At 37.2% G+C, this 14,947-nt stretch carries 12 protein-coding genes; 1 reads left to right on the top strand and 11 read right to left on the bottom strand.

From position 1 onward, the window contains the following. Positions 1-3 precede the first annotated feature (3 nt). The 7 genes from IPZ59_RS13240 to IPZ59_RS13210 form a co-directional block, all read right to left on the bottom strand. Positions 4-1,269: an ATP-binding protein gene (locus tag IPZ59_RS13240; protein ID WP_236136527.1), complete on the bottom strand. Its 1,266-nt coding sequence runs from the start codon at positions 1,267-1,269 to the stop codon at positions 4-6. Between the two features lie 855 nt (positions 1,270-2,124). Then, entirely contained in the window at positions 2,125-2,682 is a 558-nt protein-coding gene (locus tag IPZ59_RS13235; RefSeq protein WP_236136526.1) for a hypothetical protein, read from the bottom strand. Positions 2,683-2,808: 126 nt separating this feature from the next. Further along, entirely contained in the window at positions 2,809-3,348 is a 540-nt protein-coding gene (locus IPZ59_RS13230) for a fasciclin domain-containing protein (RefSeq protein WP_236136525.1), read from the bottom strand. Between the two features lie 233 nt (positions 3,349-3,581). Beyond that, positions 3,582-4,655 (bottom strand): magnesium/cobalt transporter CorA, encoded by a 1,074-nt coding sequence (gene corA / locus IPZ59_RS13225; protein ID WP_236136524.1) that lies wholly within the window; start codon positions 4,653-4,655, stop codon positions 3,582-3,584. Between the two features lie 662 nt (positions 4,656-5,317). Then, the gene (locus IPZ59_RS13220) at positions 5,318-6,418 is read right to left on the bottom strand and encodes a DUF6544 family protein (protein WP_236136523.1); all 1,101 of its coding nucleotides are present in this window, start codon (positions 6,416-6,418) and stop codon (positions 5,318-5,320) included. A 453-nt stretch (positions 6,419-6,871) separates the two neighbouring features. Beyond that, complete coding sequence (locus IPZ59_RS13215) at positions 6,872-8,203, bottom strand: DUF2254 domain-containing protein (RefSeq protein WP_236136522.1); 1,332 nt, start codon at positions 8,201-8,203, stop codon at positions 6,872-6,874. Between the two features lie 788 nt (positions 8,204-8,991). Next, positions 8,992-10,068: a DUF418 domain-containing protein gene (locus IPZ59_RS13210; protein ID WP_236136521.1), complete on the bottom strand. Its 1,077-nt coding sequence runs from the start codon at positions 10,066-10,068 to the stop codon at positions 8,992-8,994. Between the two features lie 168 nt (positions 10,069-10,236). Between IPZ59_RS13210 and IPZ59_RS13205 the strand changes: the two genes are divergently transcribed. Further along, positions 10,237-10,509: a hypothetical protein gene (locus IPZ59_RS13205; RefSeq protein WP_236136520.1), complete on the top strand. Its 273-nt coding sequence runs from the start codon at positions 10,237-10,239 to the stop codon at positions 10,507-10,509. A gap of 920 nt (positions 10,510-11,429) precedes the next feature. Here IPZ59_RS13205 and mnmE read toward each other — a convergent pair. From mnmE to IPZ59_RS13185, 4 genes are read right to left on the bottom strand one after another with little or no spacing between them, the layout of a single operon-like run. Beyond that, positions 11,430-12,812 carry a tRNA uridine-5-carboxymethylaminomethyl(34) synthesis GTPase MnmE gene (mnmE, locus tag IPZ59_RS13200; RefSeq protein ID WP_236136519.1) on the bottom strand — a complete coding sequence of 461 codons (1,383 nt, stop codon included), beginning with the start codon at positions 12,810-12,812 and terminating at the stop codon, positions 11,430-11,432. Positions 12,813-12,845: 33 nt separating this feature from the next. Further along, complete coding sequence (locus tag IPZ59_RS13195; protein WP_394800712.1) at positions 12,846-13,304, bottom strand: thioredoxin family protein; 459 nt, start codon at positions 13,302-13,304, stop codon at positions 12,846-12,848. Between the two features lie 49 nt (positions 13,305-13,353). Next, on the bottom strand, positions 13,354-13,917 hold the full coding sequence (locus IPZ59_RS13190) for an outer membrane beta-barrel protein (protein ID WP_236136518.1): 564 nt from the start codon (positions 13,915-13,917) through the stop codon (positions 13,354-13,356). Next, complete coding sequence (locus IPZ59_RS13185) at positions 13,908-14,555, bottom strand: ROK family protein (RefSeq protein ID WP_236136517.1); 648 nt, start codon at positions 14,553-14,555, stop codon at positions 13,908-13,910. The genes IPZ59_RS13190 and IPZ59_RS13185 overlap by 10 nt, the downstream gene beginning before the upstream one ends. Positions 14,556-14,947 lie beyond the last annotated feature (392 nt).

Raw genomic sequence — 14,947 nt, 5'->3', positions numbered from 1 at the left:
GGCTTACAGAATTTTCCCCTCCTTTTTAAACTCTCGCTTAATTCCTTTCATTAGGTGCTGCGTTGACAGCTTTTTTTCTTTCATATGGAGAGACTGCAAACTGGCGTAGTGAACTATATTGATAATATTGGCTCCATTCAACTCATATTTTTGTGCGATGGAGGTTAAGCTTCCTGCTTCCTCTAGAGGCAAACTTCCAGGAATGGCTTTCTTCCATATTTCCAATCTTTCGCTTGCTTTGGGCGTTTCAAATTCGATGATGGATTGAAATCTCCGAGTAAAAGCTGTATCAATGTTTCCTTTAAAATTGGAAGCTAATATGACTAAGCCATCATGGTTTTCAACCTGTTGAAGAAGGTATGAGACTTCTTGATTCGCATACTTATCATGAGCATCCTTCACATTGGTACGTTTACCAAAAATGGAATCTGCTTCATCAAAGAAAAGTATCCAATCCCTATCTTTAGCTTCCTCAAAAAGTTGAGAGAGATTTTTTTCAGTTTCCCCTATATACTTTGAAATCACCTGTGATAAATCTATTCTATAAACGTCCTTGCCAGTGTATGTGCCCAATAAAGTCGCTGTAAGCGTTTTCCCAGTACCAGAGGGTCCATAAAAAAGTGCTACATAACCGGACTTAATCTTCTTTCCCAAAACAGAATCTTTCATCAACTCTGCATTATGATCCAACCAGATTTTGATTTCTTCAATTTGAGTAGCTGTATTACTTCCCAAAACCAGATCGGACCATTCCAACTGTGTTTGGAGGAGTTGTGCTGGAAACTTGGGGCTGAGTGAAGGACTATACCTCTTACCCAAAACAAAAAGATCGAAGTACTCCTGACTAATCAGGTATGGCTTCGAATAATGGGGTTCTAACTCCTCTTGTTTGGAAATACTTAGGATCTTTTTTTTCGAAAACAAGTGATCACTTTCAAAAAGATGCATGAATTGAATCCTATTGCGTAAGTCTTCTCCAGCCAAGAGAAATAGTGCTAATTCAGCATTCGGTAATATACCACGATGATTTTTGCCCCGATAGCCTCCGATAATGGGCTTATCCTTGATGGCATCAAAAATTTCTTTAATGGCATGAAACAAAAAGTTGGGATTCAAAAAAGGAATAAGCCCTAAGAGTAATACGGTTGTTTCTGCAGTCTGTAACTTGTGCGTTGCAATAAAGTCATCAAACACAGGACTTCCAGAGCTTTTGAACTGTTGCTGTTGTGGTTTTGTAGGGTGAATTACCCTAAATTTAAAAAGGCTCACAAGAAACGTTTCTATTTCTACAACATCCATTCTACAATCATTACTAAATTGATGATAACAGGATACTTTGAAAACCAGATTTTTGGAACCCAAAAAACAATCTCCAATTAAAATTAAAACACCTCTACGAACGAGGACCCTAAAGCACTAAGTGCACGCAAAATCAATAAGTGTAATCTGAAAAATCTTTATTTTTTGAAATCCACAAAAGATTTTAAATAAGAATTACACCGAAGAACAAACTAAAATAGGTTTAAAAGAAATTTTTATGGCGAAGACTATTTTAGAATATTCTTAATACTTAGTTTAAATTTATGGAATATTATTTAATAAAACAAAAAATTTACCGCAGAATTTTTTGAAACGAAACACTTAATGTTGTTTTTATTACCAAAGATTTTCCCTAAAAAAGAAATGGAAAAAGAGAAAAGTGCTTAAGATTTCAAAAAACTAATATAATTATCCGCAATTAAGCAAGAGTCAAAGTAATATCCGAACTATTGCGGATAATGGACCACAGTCAACTATCCACTGTCAACAGATGCTTGAAAGCATAATGAATATATTCATTTGTTTAGCTACTGGAATAAAAGCGGATAATCATAAAAACTAAATATTCTGCGGTTGAGTGTATCAATTATTGAACCTCAACAAAACCTGACTCCAAGACTGCCAAAGACAACTTGAACCAAAATTAATTTTTGTATGAGTAAACATACACGTAGTTGGAGCATATGCTGAGTAGACAGTACTAACTTGCATAGCCAAAAAAAACTGATTAAAGTTGCCTTCCTAATCGGAAGGTAAACTTTGTTCATGCTACTGTTAAAGGTTATGGTAGCCTCTTACTTTTCCTTACATATTATTCAGGAATCGCACGAACGCTGGCACTTCATTTCTTTTGAGGTCACTAAGAGCTTTTAAAGCTTCTGGATTGTCCCAGACAAACTCTTTTACTACTTTTTTCCAATTGCTAAATAAAGCTGTTGTAAAATTGATCGTCTCCCCGCTTGACTTCATTAAGACGTAATGGGAGTTGGGTACTTCTGCCGTTCGATCGATTCCTTTTACCTTGTTTTCATAAAGTAAAAAATTATCTCCATTTTCTATCAATCGGAAAAATGCACTTCCAAAACTTCGTTGGATATCAAAAAAACGGAAAGAATAACTAACCTGATTCAATTTAAATCCATAGCCTAGCACTTGCTTATCTGCCGCCTGAAATAGTTGTTCTCCTCTCGCATCATCTACTGTAACCAAGATTTGGGAATTGGTAATGGGAGCTCTTCCAGCTATTTTTATGGATGTCTGAATGGTATCTTGATTAGCCATTACGATATACCCATTAACCAATTCATTGGCATGAAGAGAAAAAGAACACAGCGTACAAATCAGAAGTAGGTAATATTTCATGGGCAACTAATAAACTTTAAATCAAAATTACAAAAAAAATGGATACCCAAGTAGGATACCCATTTTTAACCATTCGTTTTTACTTGGTGAGAGTAAAACACATTTTAAACCACTTATTAATCAAAATTATTTTGGTAATAATACTGAATCAATTACATGTACCACGCCATTGCTACCTGCAAGATCTGCAGCTACAACAGTTGCGCCATTGATCATTACTTTACCATCTTTGATGCTTACAGTTAGAGTTTGACCATTCAACGTAGTCACAACTTGTCCATCAGATAGATCACCTGACAACACATTTCCAGCTACTACGTGGTATGTCAACACAGCTGTTAATTGATCTTTGTTTGCTTCTTCCAATAAGCTTTCTACAGTACCTGCAGGAAGTGCAGCGAATGCATCGTTGGTAGGTGCAAAAACAGTAAATGGACCATCACCGCTTAAAGTTTCAACTAGACCTGCTGCTGATACTGCTGCAACCAAGGTGGTATGATCAGCTGAACCTACTGCAATATCTACAACGGTCGTAGGAGTTTCTTCAACCTCTACAACTTCTACAACTTCTTCTTCAGTGACTTCCGAAGATTTGTTATCGCAACTTACTGCGAAAAACATAGCACCGCATAGGGCGGTAAGGGATAAGGATCTTAATAAATTCATCAGTTGGATAGTTTGTTTAACATGGATCAAACAAGGAAGTCTTTAGATTGTTTAAAAAAGTTTTTAAAGCAACTTTGGTTTCAAAAAAAAAGATCGAAAAGATGGAGGTATTGCCTGTGAAGTGACATTTGTGATCTTTCTTTTATGCCCCATCTATATTCAAAACAACAACAAAAGCTACTACCATTTCAGCTCCTCTTGTTGTGTGTACTATTGATTTACCCAATAGCACCTTAAAACCATTTCTTCCTACGAAAATAAATTACCATACCAAAGAAAACACTCAACATAATAGACCATATACCCACATAACCATATTTCCATTCAAGTTCGGGCATATTTGAAAAATTCATTCCATAAATACCCGCAATGAAGGTCAAAGGAATAAATATCGTTGCCACGATAGTCAAGGTTTTCATTACTTGATTCATCCGATGACCTTGTACAGAAAAAAATAAATTTGTCTGACTCTCAAGCGATGAAAGAATCATATCACTATTATCAATCAGGGTTAAGCATAAATCCTTGATTTCCAAAAAATATTTTAGGTGCTTTTTTTCAATATAATGACATTCTCCACGCTCCACTATTTGTGCGAATTCTTTGATTGGAAGAATGGACTTCTTAATAAAGTGGACAAATTTTTTATGATTTTCAATCAATTCAAGTGCATTTGGAGATGGTTCTTTTTTAGTATTCGTGAAATTAAATTTCTCAATCTCTTCGTCTACCCTACTTAGAGTCTTAAAATAATTGTCTAAAATTGATTCAAGCATTGCATAGAGCAGATAATCAGCAGAACGCTCCCTTAAGATCCCTTTGTCTTCTCTTATCCTGATTCTGAGATGTTCAAAAAAGTCTGCTTTTCTTTCTTGAAAAGAGATCAAAAAGTTTACTCCAAAAACAAAACTAATTTGTTCAGTTATCATTTCATTTTCGGAAGGAACAATGGATTTTAAAGTCAAAAAAGAAAAATATTCATACTCTTGAAATTTAGGTCTTTGATTTACATCTAAAATATCTTGGATCACTAAGCTGTGGATGCCTTGTTTCTCACAAATTGATGCTATGGTTGCCGTTTCATTTAAGCCGTAGATATTCAACCAATAATTATATCCGTTCTTTTCAAATGTATGAAGGATATCAGGTGATATATTTTTCTCTTCAACAAATGCTTCTTTTCTGTATTTAAACAGTTGAATATCGGTCTCCTGAATGGTTAAGTTACCCGTAAAAACAAATTTACTAGGATCGTCTTTTTTTCGATTTAGGATAGATACTAATCTTACGGGTTTTAAAAATTCCATTTTTCAGACTATTTTAATTCTTTCCATGTTGAAGGCTAATGTAAGAAATGTATGAAAAATGATAGCTGTGAGAGATCAATGAGATCGTCATCAAATATCATCTAAGCGGCTATTCCAACAATTATTACTGCTTCTAAATTCTTTCGCATCGTTGGTTCATTTATTTGTTCCATCTCGGTAATTTTCTTGTAAAAGCTATAAATTCTTGCAACATTTCAACTTGCTCTGACTTTCTTTTTTCCTGATCATTCGTCACATACTAATAAATGTCAGGCGCCTCGGTTTTATCTTTAAGCATTTGATAAGTCCAGCCAATTTTTCTAGGATTTTTGTCGAAATGAAGTCCATTTACAATTTCGTTGTAGAGACCGCCGCCATTAGAATAACCAATGTAAACTAATTCCACCTTTCCATTTCGCAATTATAAAACTTTAAATACACCATCTTTATCTTGTGGGGCATTGCATATTTTCTCCAAATCCTGTGTGGGTTAAAAAAAGAAGTGGTCGTTATCTGTGTATTTTTTGGGTTCCTGAAACATGAGTTTTCTTTTCAATTACATAGCGAATATAGATCAAAAACTTGTCCGTTCCAACGGGAGTAATGCCTGTACTGACGAATGAAGGTATATCACTAGCCTCGGGATACTTCTGAATGCTCCATTAGTGGCTGGTATTCTTGTTGTATGATATGTCTGTAACTTCCAATTTTAACCAAGTCCAATCTCTATCGTCGAGCTTCCAAGTAGATGTCATTTTTGTTGGAACTTTTATACCTTCAAATGATTTATAATCCAATATGTTCATTTCCCAATCGTGCCTTTTTGCGTCAATTTCGTTGCCTTTATAACGCAATGCCGAATATTTTGTAATGTCACCATTTGAATTAAAATGAAATGTCCCGCTGCCAGAAGTTCCTTTGTAGGTCATGGTCGCTTTTGCTTTATTCTCGTCGAGTTGTTCCCAAGTTATGTATGAACTCAAAGCCAAAGAAGGAAACCAAACCATTTCACCAAGGTAACGCTGCAATGTGCCTTCATCTAATTTTTCTCCCCGCTCGTTTACAATGTTGAATAAGGAGTTCAATTTAATCAGCATTTCGCCCTTGCCATCCTCAAACTTATCTCGTCCTTGAAAGTGCAACAAGCTATTCATTCTCGCATCTACTGACCATATAAATCCAGGATTGTCAATACTTGTATATTGTATCGCTGTTGCCGTCAACCAATTGTCTTGCTCTGGTTTCATTTGCATTTCAGCCACTTGAGTTACTTTGCCATAACTTATAAGTGGTTTTCCTATTACGCCTGAATTTTTCAACCATTTTTTTACCGGTTCGGGTAAATTGGTTAAATCACTTTCAAGTAAAGTTCTGTTTTCTATAGTGACATTTTTATTGAGCAACTGTGTTGTCTCTTGTTGAATGACTTTCTGAAAGTTATAATAACCAAATGAAACTATTGAAACCACCAAAATGATACTATTGGGTATAGTCCCGAACTTTGCGTCTTTCCAAAAAAAGATAATTAGCACTTGTGAAAGAATTACTGCAACAAGTCCTATTAGCCAAGCATATTTGGAATTTAATAAGTGCAATGATCCATACGTCAAAAATAGGAATGTTGAAGTCAACCAACCAACCCCCATTGGCTTTGAAATAGGAAGTGTTAATTCTTTGACTTCTCTCAATTCAAAGCCTTTGACAAATCCAAGCAGATGGATTAGTCCGTGAATCAGAACAATAATCAAAAATATAACTTTCATTTTCAACGGTTAATCTTTTGTCTTTTTATGCTTGTCACGTAACGCAAGCCACCAACCTCATGGGATAAGCTGTAAAAACAGGCCCTTATTTTTCTTTATTCAACTGTTTTACAACCCTACTAAAATTAGTAAATTTTGTTGTATTTGTTACCATATGGCCAACAAATTTCTAGGAACCATATCCAAGGAATAGACCGGCTACAATGGACCTTTTGCAAGAAGCTAGACCCAGGACTCGTTGAGTATCGTATATGCGACTCATTCTTTAAAGTGGTTCCGGTACCACGATTGTCTTATCAAGCATTTAACTAACCGTGATTTGCGTGCATTGCTCAAAAACATCTCAACTCTCACAAACAACGGATACTAGAGTAAAAGGCTCCAAAAAAAATAGCTGTCTAATATCACTATCAAAACTTTCTATATGCACCCAGTTTTTTTAACCAATAGGAATCACTCCGTACGTTTAATCCCCATGGCTAAACCATCCTTTAAAATTTCTTCTGCTATATTCGTTAAGTCAGTTAGGTCATTCAGCTCTTTGATAGTTTCCTTACCTAATCTTAAAACCATCTCGGCATGCTTCATGACAGCTTTTTTATGGTTTTCTTTGCTTGTGAATTTATATATGGTTACTAATGCTTTCATTAATCTAATGATAACAGCTATACTTCCTATTGAATACTGTCGGATTTGGTTGAAAGCAGCATCTAAAACTCCCTCAAAATTCAATACATCCGCAATAATCCTGAGATTACCCTTACTATCAAAACGATATTTTGAAGGAAATTTAGCTTTGGCCAGATAGCACATAGTAGTTGTCAGGTTATCAATGCAAGAGATCGCTGTGAATGGATCATTAACTCCTGGCGAAAGTGCACGGGAAGCTATTTCAACCATTTGATAGATAGAGAATTCAAGGTCTTGTTGAGATGTTTTTGTTTTACCTATCACCAAATGCTCGAAAATGCTTGTAAACTCCGGTTTTTCCCAATTTTCATTCAAATAGAGCACCCCAATCTCTAGTCCTTCCACTAGGTGCCCTCCAGGCCTGTAATACAACTCCAGTAATGAATCACGGTCTCCTAACATTTCTATCAACGCTTCATTATCAATGTACTGAAGATAACCGCTTTTAGGAGAATTTATAGGAATGCGCTTTTTAAAAGCGGAAATTAGATCATCATTATCTTCAAATTCTTTTTTCTCCTCTATTTTTTCAGGAAACAAGGTTTCAAGCTGTTGAGATATAAAGATTGAAATATCAGATATCACTTTATCTGCTTGAATGCTTACAGCAATCCGATGGATAAAAATGATTAGTAAAACAATATTGGCTATGGCGATTACAATCGCCATGATTATGGATATGGAAGGGATAAAAGTATAGTTTTCTCCATCTTTTATAGCATTTAAAACTAGCAGACAATAGAGATAAGTTGAAATATACGAACCTAATACTACCTGATTCAACCTAACATACATAAAATTTTTGATTAGACTCGGGCCGAATTGAGAAGATGCCAGCGTAAGGACCACAAGTGTGATGGAAAATACAGTCCCAGCCACTCCCAACATTGCCCCAGAAATAGTGGACAAAATAATCCGGGCAGAATCCGAACTATTCACAACAAAGAGACGGCCAAGGCTATTTTGCGGCAAAGTAAAAATACTATCCAAATACACTAAGCTAAATGATAGGAGAATTGAAATAATGATGATCATCACTGGAATAAACCAGAAAGTCCCACTTAATTTATCCCACTTAAATAATAGTTTTTTCATTTTTTTAAATCATACAGTTCAAGTGATTTAAGACAATTATTCTCACCATTATCTACAACAGTATCAGGCTTGGGTACGATAGGCAGGCATTCGGAGCCCTCCCCTTCCAATCTACTCCCGACTAATTAAAGATGGTAAACTTTCCATTTACTTTGAACCACCCGACTGTTCTCCAACAAAAGCTGCATCCAAGCTGAAATTAGCCCAGCGCCTTTGGATATTCTCTGTTTTGCATCAAAAATCAATTCAAATTTTTTTCAAGTGCTTTATTGTAGCCCTGAGTGTTCTTTTGACATTAACTCTCAAAATCTTGCATTAATTAATTATAGTAAATGTAATTTATATAGTTACCAAAACGGTAACTCATGATATTTTTTTGCAAGTCAGCTAACGTAAGCCACCAATCTCATGGGACAAGCTGTAAAAACAGGCTTTTATTTTTCTTTATTCAACTGTTTTACAACCCTACTAAAATTAGTAAATTTTGTTGTATTTGTTATCAGATGGCTAACAAATTTCCAGGAACCACATCCAAGGAATAGACCGGCTACAATGGACCTTTTGCAAGATGCTAGACCCAGGACTCGTTGAGTATCGTATATGCGACTCAATCTCTAAAGTGGTTCCGGTGCCACGATTGTCTTATCAAGCTTTTAACTGACCGTGATTTGCATGCATTGCTCAAAAACATCTCAACTCTCACAAACAACGGATACTAGAGTAAAAGGCTCCAAAAAAAATAGCTGTCTAATATCACTATCAAAACTTTCTATATGCACCCAGTTTTTTTAACCAATTATTTTTTTCATTACCCATTCTACTGGTCCATTTTCTCTGCGTTTTAACCAAAAAGTTGCAAAAAATATACATAAGAAACTGAATAATAAAGCATAACCCACTGAAAATTCTATTGGATAATTCCCCATTTTTTCTGGGTTAATCGCCTCAATAATTCCCATCCCGATAATTACGTGAGCGACATAAAAAGTTAAAGCCAGTTGCCCTGTTTTATTTAAAGCCAAGAGTAATTTATTTTTTGAAAATATTTTACCGATTATGATACAAGCTGATATAATTGATATGGAAATTGCAATTCCATTAGCCATATATATTGGCAATGGTGGCATTGGATTTGTTCCAATTATTTGTGATAATTCATTTACTGTTTGCTCATTTCCTTTTGATAAAAATGAAATTGACACGTGTGATAAAATTAAAATTACAACAAAAGCGATGGAACTAACCCAAAAGGCTTTTTTGATGAATCGGTCGTTTCTTAAATCCTGTTTACCAAACCAAAAACCAAAAAGCATAAAAGAAGCCCAAGGAATTACTGGGTGAAAACCATTGAAGAGTAGATTTCTAAAAAAACCATTAAATGTCCAAAAATCGAGATAGTGTAAAGTTTCAAAATCCCAACCATTTTCATAATCCAAAACTCCTAAAATAAATGGGTAGATCAGGATTAATCCAATTGTCGAAATAATAATAGTTTTCCCATTGCTCGTTAACAAAATTAAAATAAAGAGCATATAAACTCCATAAAAATGCAAGATATCCGCTGGCCAAATTACAATATACGAAAGACCAATAATGAAAAGAAACAAGGCTCTTTTGGCAATTTTTATTCGGGCTATTTGTATTTTTTGGAAATCATTAGTTCTCAATGCTGAATTTGTCATCAAAGCAAGTCCAATACCTGCTAAAACGACGAAAGTTGCTGATGCCTTTCCATCAAAAGCACTTGCAAATGATTTGACCCAATTCAAACCATTTTCGCCAAGTACAATTTTAAAATTAACGATTATCATTCCAAAAACAGCTAATGCTCTTGCGATATCAATTCCGATTATTCTTTCTTTCACGGCTTTTCTAAAATTGGCGGTAACTAACTTATCTATCTGGATAAACTCACAAATGTTCCCTGAGTAGGATCGATCAATCTGACTTTAGTTGCAGTATTTTCAATTCTTTAAACCTACCCAATTCCATCCAATAAAAAAATCCTGATAGCGCGAGTTGAAAATGAAAATATGAATAAATCATCTACAGCTGCTGTAAAAGGAGCTACTAAAAATGGAATAACCTTAGTCAGAACCAACCGCTTCCTTACGGATCAAGTGATTTTGAAAAATGAAGCAGAAGAAGAAAGCCTTAGGACAGTTCTTTCTGATAATTTGTCCCCACCTAAACTGTTAACCCTAGTGCTTACACAAACCAAGGCCGCAATGAAATCTAGAATTATTTTTTCACCTATTGATAAACTTGCTTTCAAAGTAGTACACATAATGCTTCTACATCTATGAAAAGGAACATCCGACATCTTGTAACCATGGGACCGCCACAACCCCATGGTTTCAATTGAATTAGCTCCAGCCATAAGCTTTCCAAATCTTAGATACCCTGAGATAAAATTTCATCTTATTTCTTTGACTTCCGCGGATTCCGCGCCTTCAGCGAGCCCACCCCTATTTGCGTCAGCAAAAAATCTGCGAACCTGTAAAAATCATAGTCTCAATTGGTGTCTAAATAAGTCATCAAGCGAGAGAAGATCTCAGCGCTACGCGCCTCTGACCACCTTATCCTTCATTTTCTCTACGAAGATAACAGGGCTACGCCCCTAAATATCAGGTTACTATAGGATCTCTTCCTTCCATTCGTAGCAAGAGTTGATTTTAGAATTTAGATTTGGTTTTTTATTGGTGAGAATGTTTCGAAGTTTTAAAGACCTTAAGATAAAATTTCGCATTATTTCCGAGGATTCCGCGGATTCCGCGCCTTCTGCGAGCCCTTCTTTGCGTCAGCAAAAAATCTGCGAACCTGTAAAAATCATAGTCTCAATTGGTGTCTAAATAAGTCATCAAGCGAGAGAAGATCTCAGCGCTACGCGCCTCTGAGCACATCATCCATGATTTTCTCTACGAAGATCACAGGGCTACGCCCCTAAATGTCAGGTTACTATAGGATCTCTTTCTTCCATTCGTAGCAAGAGTTGATTTTAGAATTTGGGGGGTAGACCAAAATTGCGACAGGCAGGTTTTAGATTTGGCTTTCTCAATTCTCCTACCGACAGAAATCCCTGTATCTGTGAAACCTCTGGACCGCCTCCAAGGAGCCATGAAACAAAATTAATCCCTGATTTTCAGCATATACTGTGGAGTTCGCACCCCCTTCGTGCCATTAGTGGACATCCATTTTTTCCGTGGATTCCGCGCTTTCTGCGAGCTTACTTCCCGATACAGAACTTAGAGAAGATGTTCGCCAATAAATCATCTGTCGTGATCTCGCCTGTAATCTCTCCTAAATAATGTAATGACCTTCGGATATCCATCGCTAAGAAATCATTGGTCACTTCGTTATCCAAGCCTGTCAACACATCGATCAATGATTCCCTTGTTTTGTTCAAGGAATCGTAGTGGCGGATATTGGTCACAATGGTATTGCCAGTCTTGAACTTGTCTAGATTCACCAACTCCAAAATCCTTCTTTTCAAATCATCCAAGTTTTCCTTCTGCCCTGCGGAAATAAAAATCGTATCCTTATACGTCCTTTGAAGCTCTTCCAAAATTGCAGGAGCTGCTTTATCGATTTTGTTGGCCACTTTTAAGAAAGGAACACCCAAATTTTCCAACTTATTGACATCTCGGTGAATCTCCACCATGGAAGTATCGGTCAAATCAAACAGATACAAAATCAACGAAGCCGTTTTCATCTTTTCCTGCGTTCGACTGACACCGATCGCTTCAATCACATCCGTAGTCTCCCGCAGACCTGCCGTATCGATAAATCGAAAAATCACGCCTCCAATATTGATCTCATCCTCGATAAAATCTCGGGTAGTTCCCGCAATATCGGATACAATTGCCTTTTCCTCGTTCAAAAGAGCATTCAACAAGGTGGATTTTCCCGCATTGGGTTTACCAGCAATTACAGTTGGTACCCCATTTTTAATAACGTTTCCTAGATCGAAGGATCCAATCAGTAATTCCACCACTTTCAGCAAGGCCTCCACTAATGTTCTCAGGTCGTCCCTCGAGGCGAACTCTACATCTTCCTCTGTAAAATCCAATTCTAACTCGATCATAGATGCAAAATGGATCAATTCGGCCCGCAAGCGACTGATTTCATTGGAAAAGCCTCCTCGCATCTGACTCAAAGCCGCCTGATGGGAAGCTTCGGAATCGGAATGGATCAAATCTGCTACAGCCTCGGCCTGGGCTAGGTCAAACTGCCCGTTTAAAAAAGCACGCTGGGTAAACTCACCCGGTTTGGCCGGACGAGCACCTTTGCGAATCAAGAGCTTGAGCACTTGATTGACGATATAGGATGAACCATGGGTGGAAATTTCCACCACATTTTCCTTCGTGAAAGATTTAGGTGCAATAAACAGGGATACCAATACCTCATCTATGATCTTTTCCCCATCCCGAATCGTGCCAAAGTGAATGGTGTGAGAGGCTTGTTTCTCCAAGTCCTTCCCTTTAAAAACCTCATTCGTGAGCTTGATAGCATCCTTACCCGACAAGCGGATGACCGCAATGGCTCCTACTCCCTGTGGGGTTGCCAAGGCTATGATAGTATCTTCTTTTTGATGCAATGCAAAACTCATAATCAGATGAAATAGGATCCGTAGGTGAATAGATTACTTACCAAAGCGCTCTAAAATCGCTGTTAAGCCCTCTAAAAAAGGCTCTGGTTTTCTGTATCCTGGGTATTGGGTAATGTTTTCCATGGAAGCATCCATGATGATAAAGTTGGGGTAAGAGGATACGCGCATAGCTTTGGCCATAGTAGCCTCCGTGTAGGTCTGCCCTCTAAAACTGATCTCACGATCGGTTTTCTCTGCATTGAGCTTGACTGCATAAAAATTAGCATTGATATAAGTCACCACGGCCGGGTCAGCAAATGTTTCTTTATCCATTTTTTTACACCAACCACACCAATCGGTGTACACATCCACAAAGACCATTTTTGGTTGCTGCGTAGTTTTTTCGGCGGCTTCCTCAAAAGTCAACCACTCGATTTGGTCTTGAGCTAAGAGCAAACCAGTGGAAAGCATCATGCAAGCAAGGACTATGAAGGATTTTTTAAGAGTGTTCATAAGCATAAGATTGATTAACAAACATCTGCACCGAAGATACAGTTCACGATCAATTGAATTTGATACCAATGGCTACCTGAGCAGAATGGATCACTGGATTATTGACGAGCCTGGATCCGACTACGCTGAGTTCGTATTCCAAAATAGCAAACAGAAAACTGGTAATTCCCAATTCAACCCCTGCCCCGACACCTCCATAGAAACCGTACTCTTGCCTTTGTCGATTAAAGTTATCAGCAGTGACAGTAGACCTGGTTTGTTGGGCACCGATCATGGCTTTTACAAAAGCTTTGGAGTCGTATTCACTGAACATCAACTTGGGCGCAAAGGCAACCGGAATGATGCGCATGCGTTCATTAAACTCTCCATTAGGACGTGTATAAGCTGCATCAGACTCCATCAAGGAGGCCGTAAAGCCAAAAGCAATAGGAGACCGGTAGGGCTGATATTCGTAAAGGGCATGGTAGCGAATACCTGCCACTCGCTCCTTGGACTGTTCTCCTTTGATCAGGGCCTGCCCTACCCCCAATCCAAACTTGACCTCTTGTGCCTGCGCCTGAATAGCTAAGAGGAAGAAAAGTACAGCAAATACCCTTACCATGCTTAGGTCCATAGTCTGAAACCGCCCTCATAGGCAAGCTTATTGTTACCCAGTCTACAGCCTTGGGGCACTTCTGTCAAGTACTTGGATTTGCCACCACCCAAAACAATATCATCCGGAAGAAAAGCTGCTTTGAATCGCTCTACCACCGCAAAGACATGCTGCTGCCATTCTTCTTTTCCATATTTTTCCATCCCACGGAAACCTACATAGTCTTCAAATGTGCCGCTTCTATAACTCAAATGTGCCAATTCCATCGGGAGCACAGTGCCATCAACCACCACCGCTGAACCCAAACCGGTTCCCAATCCTAAAAACAATAAGACTCCTGATCCTTGATAGGACCCCAAGGCCTGCATAGCTGCATCGTTCATTAATTTGACAGGTTTGCCAAAAGTTTTTTCAAAATCAAATCCTGCCCATCCATTGCCCAAATTTGCTGGTTCGTTGATGATTTTTCCTCCCTTAATGATCCCGGGAAATCCGATAGATATGACGTCAAATTCCCAATCGCTGACCATTTCCTGAACTCCGGAAACCATGATTTCGGGTGTGATATGTGTGCCGGAAGGAAACTTTCTCCGATCTTCCGGTCCTTCAATTTTTGCTTTAATATTGGTTCCGCCTACGTCTAATGTGAGTATTTTCAATGGTATCTTTTTTTTTGCTACTGTCTAAACAGCTTGTATGAATGAATGTAAATTATTTTCTTATTTCAAAGCCAATCTTTAAGTCAGACCCGAAAGTACGGATCTTTGGTTTATTTTTTTTCGCAGGTCAAAAATACGAAATTTTACATTGCTTTGGATGGAAAAATAAAACTCTAAAAGCATTCACATGTGTGTTGCTTTAAATAATTGAATTTTGCCATTTTATTTTACAAGTTTTTTCTACTTCTGAAGAAAAGATAAAAGTATCTACTTGCATTTTAAACTAAAAAAAAAGAATTTGACCATATATTAGACTGAATAAGCTATTGAAATTAAAATTAACCAAACTTTATTTTTTGTTTTTAAAAATTTTATTCGCTATAATCGAAAAT

Source organism: Mongoliitalea daihaiensis (assembly GCF_021596945.1).
Classification (GTDB): domain Bacteria; phylum Bacteroidota; class Bacteroidia; order Cytophagales; family Cyclobacteriaceae; genus Mongoliitalea; species Mongoliitalea daihaiensis.
This window is presented reverse-complemented; position numbering and strand designations above follow the sequence as displayed.

What these genes read in the sequence shown, in the direction of transcription:
- IPZ59_RS13235 (WP_236136526.1), bottom strand. Translation starts at nt 2,682, where the DNA reads ATGAAATATTACCTACTTCTGATTTGTACGCTGTGTTCTTTTTCTCTT.
- IPZ59_RS13230 (WP_236136525.1), bottom strand. Translation starts at nt 3,348, where the DNA reads ATGAATTTATTAAGATCCTTATCCCTTACCGCCCTATGCGGTGCTATG.
- corA (WP_236136524.1), bottom strand. Translation starts at nt 4,655, where the DNA reads ATGGAATTTTTAAAACCCGTAAGATTAGTATCTATCCTAAATCGAAAA.
- IPZ59_RS13220 (WP_236136523.1), bottom strand. Translation starts at nt 6,418, where the DNA reads ATGAAAGTTATATTTTTGATTATTGTTCTGATTCACGGACTAATCCAT.
- IPZ59_RS13215 (WP_236136522.1), bottom strand. Translation starts at nt 8,203, where the DNA reads ATGAAAAAACTATTATTTAAGTGGGATAAATTAAGTGGGACTTTCTGG.
- IPZ59_RS13205 (WP_236136520.1), top strand. Translation starts at nt 10,237, where the DNA reads ATGAATAAATCATCTACAGCTGCTGTAAAAGGAGCTACTAAAAATGGA.
- mnmE (WP_236136519.1), bottom strand. Translation starts at nt 12,812, where the DNA reads ATGAGTTTTGCATTGCATCAAAAAGAAGATACTATCATAGCCTTGGCA.
- IPZ59_RS13195 (WP_394800712.1), bottom strand. Translation starts at nt 13,304, where the DNA reads ATGAACACTCTTAAAAAATCCTTCATAGTCCTTGCTTGCATGATGCTT.
- IPZ59_RS13190 (WP_236136518.1), bottom strand. Translation starts at nt 13,917, where the DNA reads ATGGACCTAAGCATGGTAAGGGTATTTGCTGTACTTTTCTTCCTCTTA.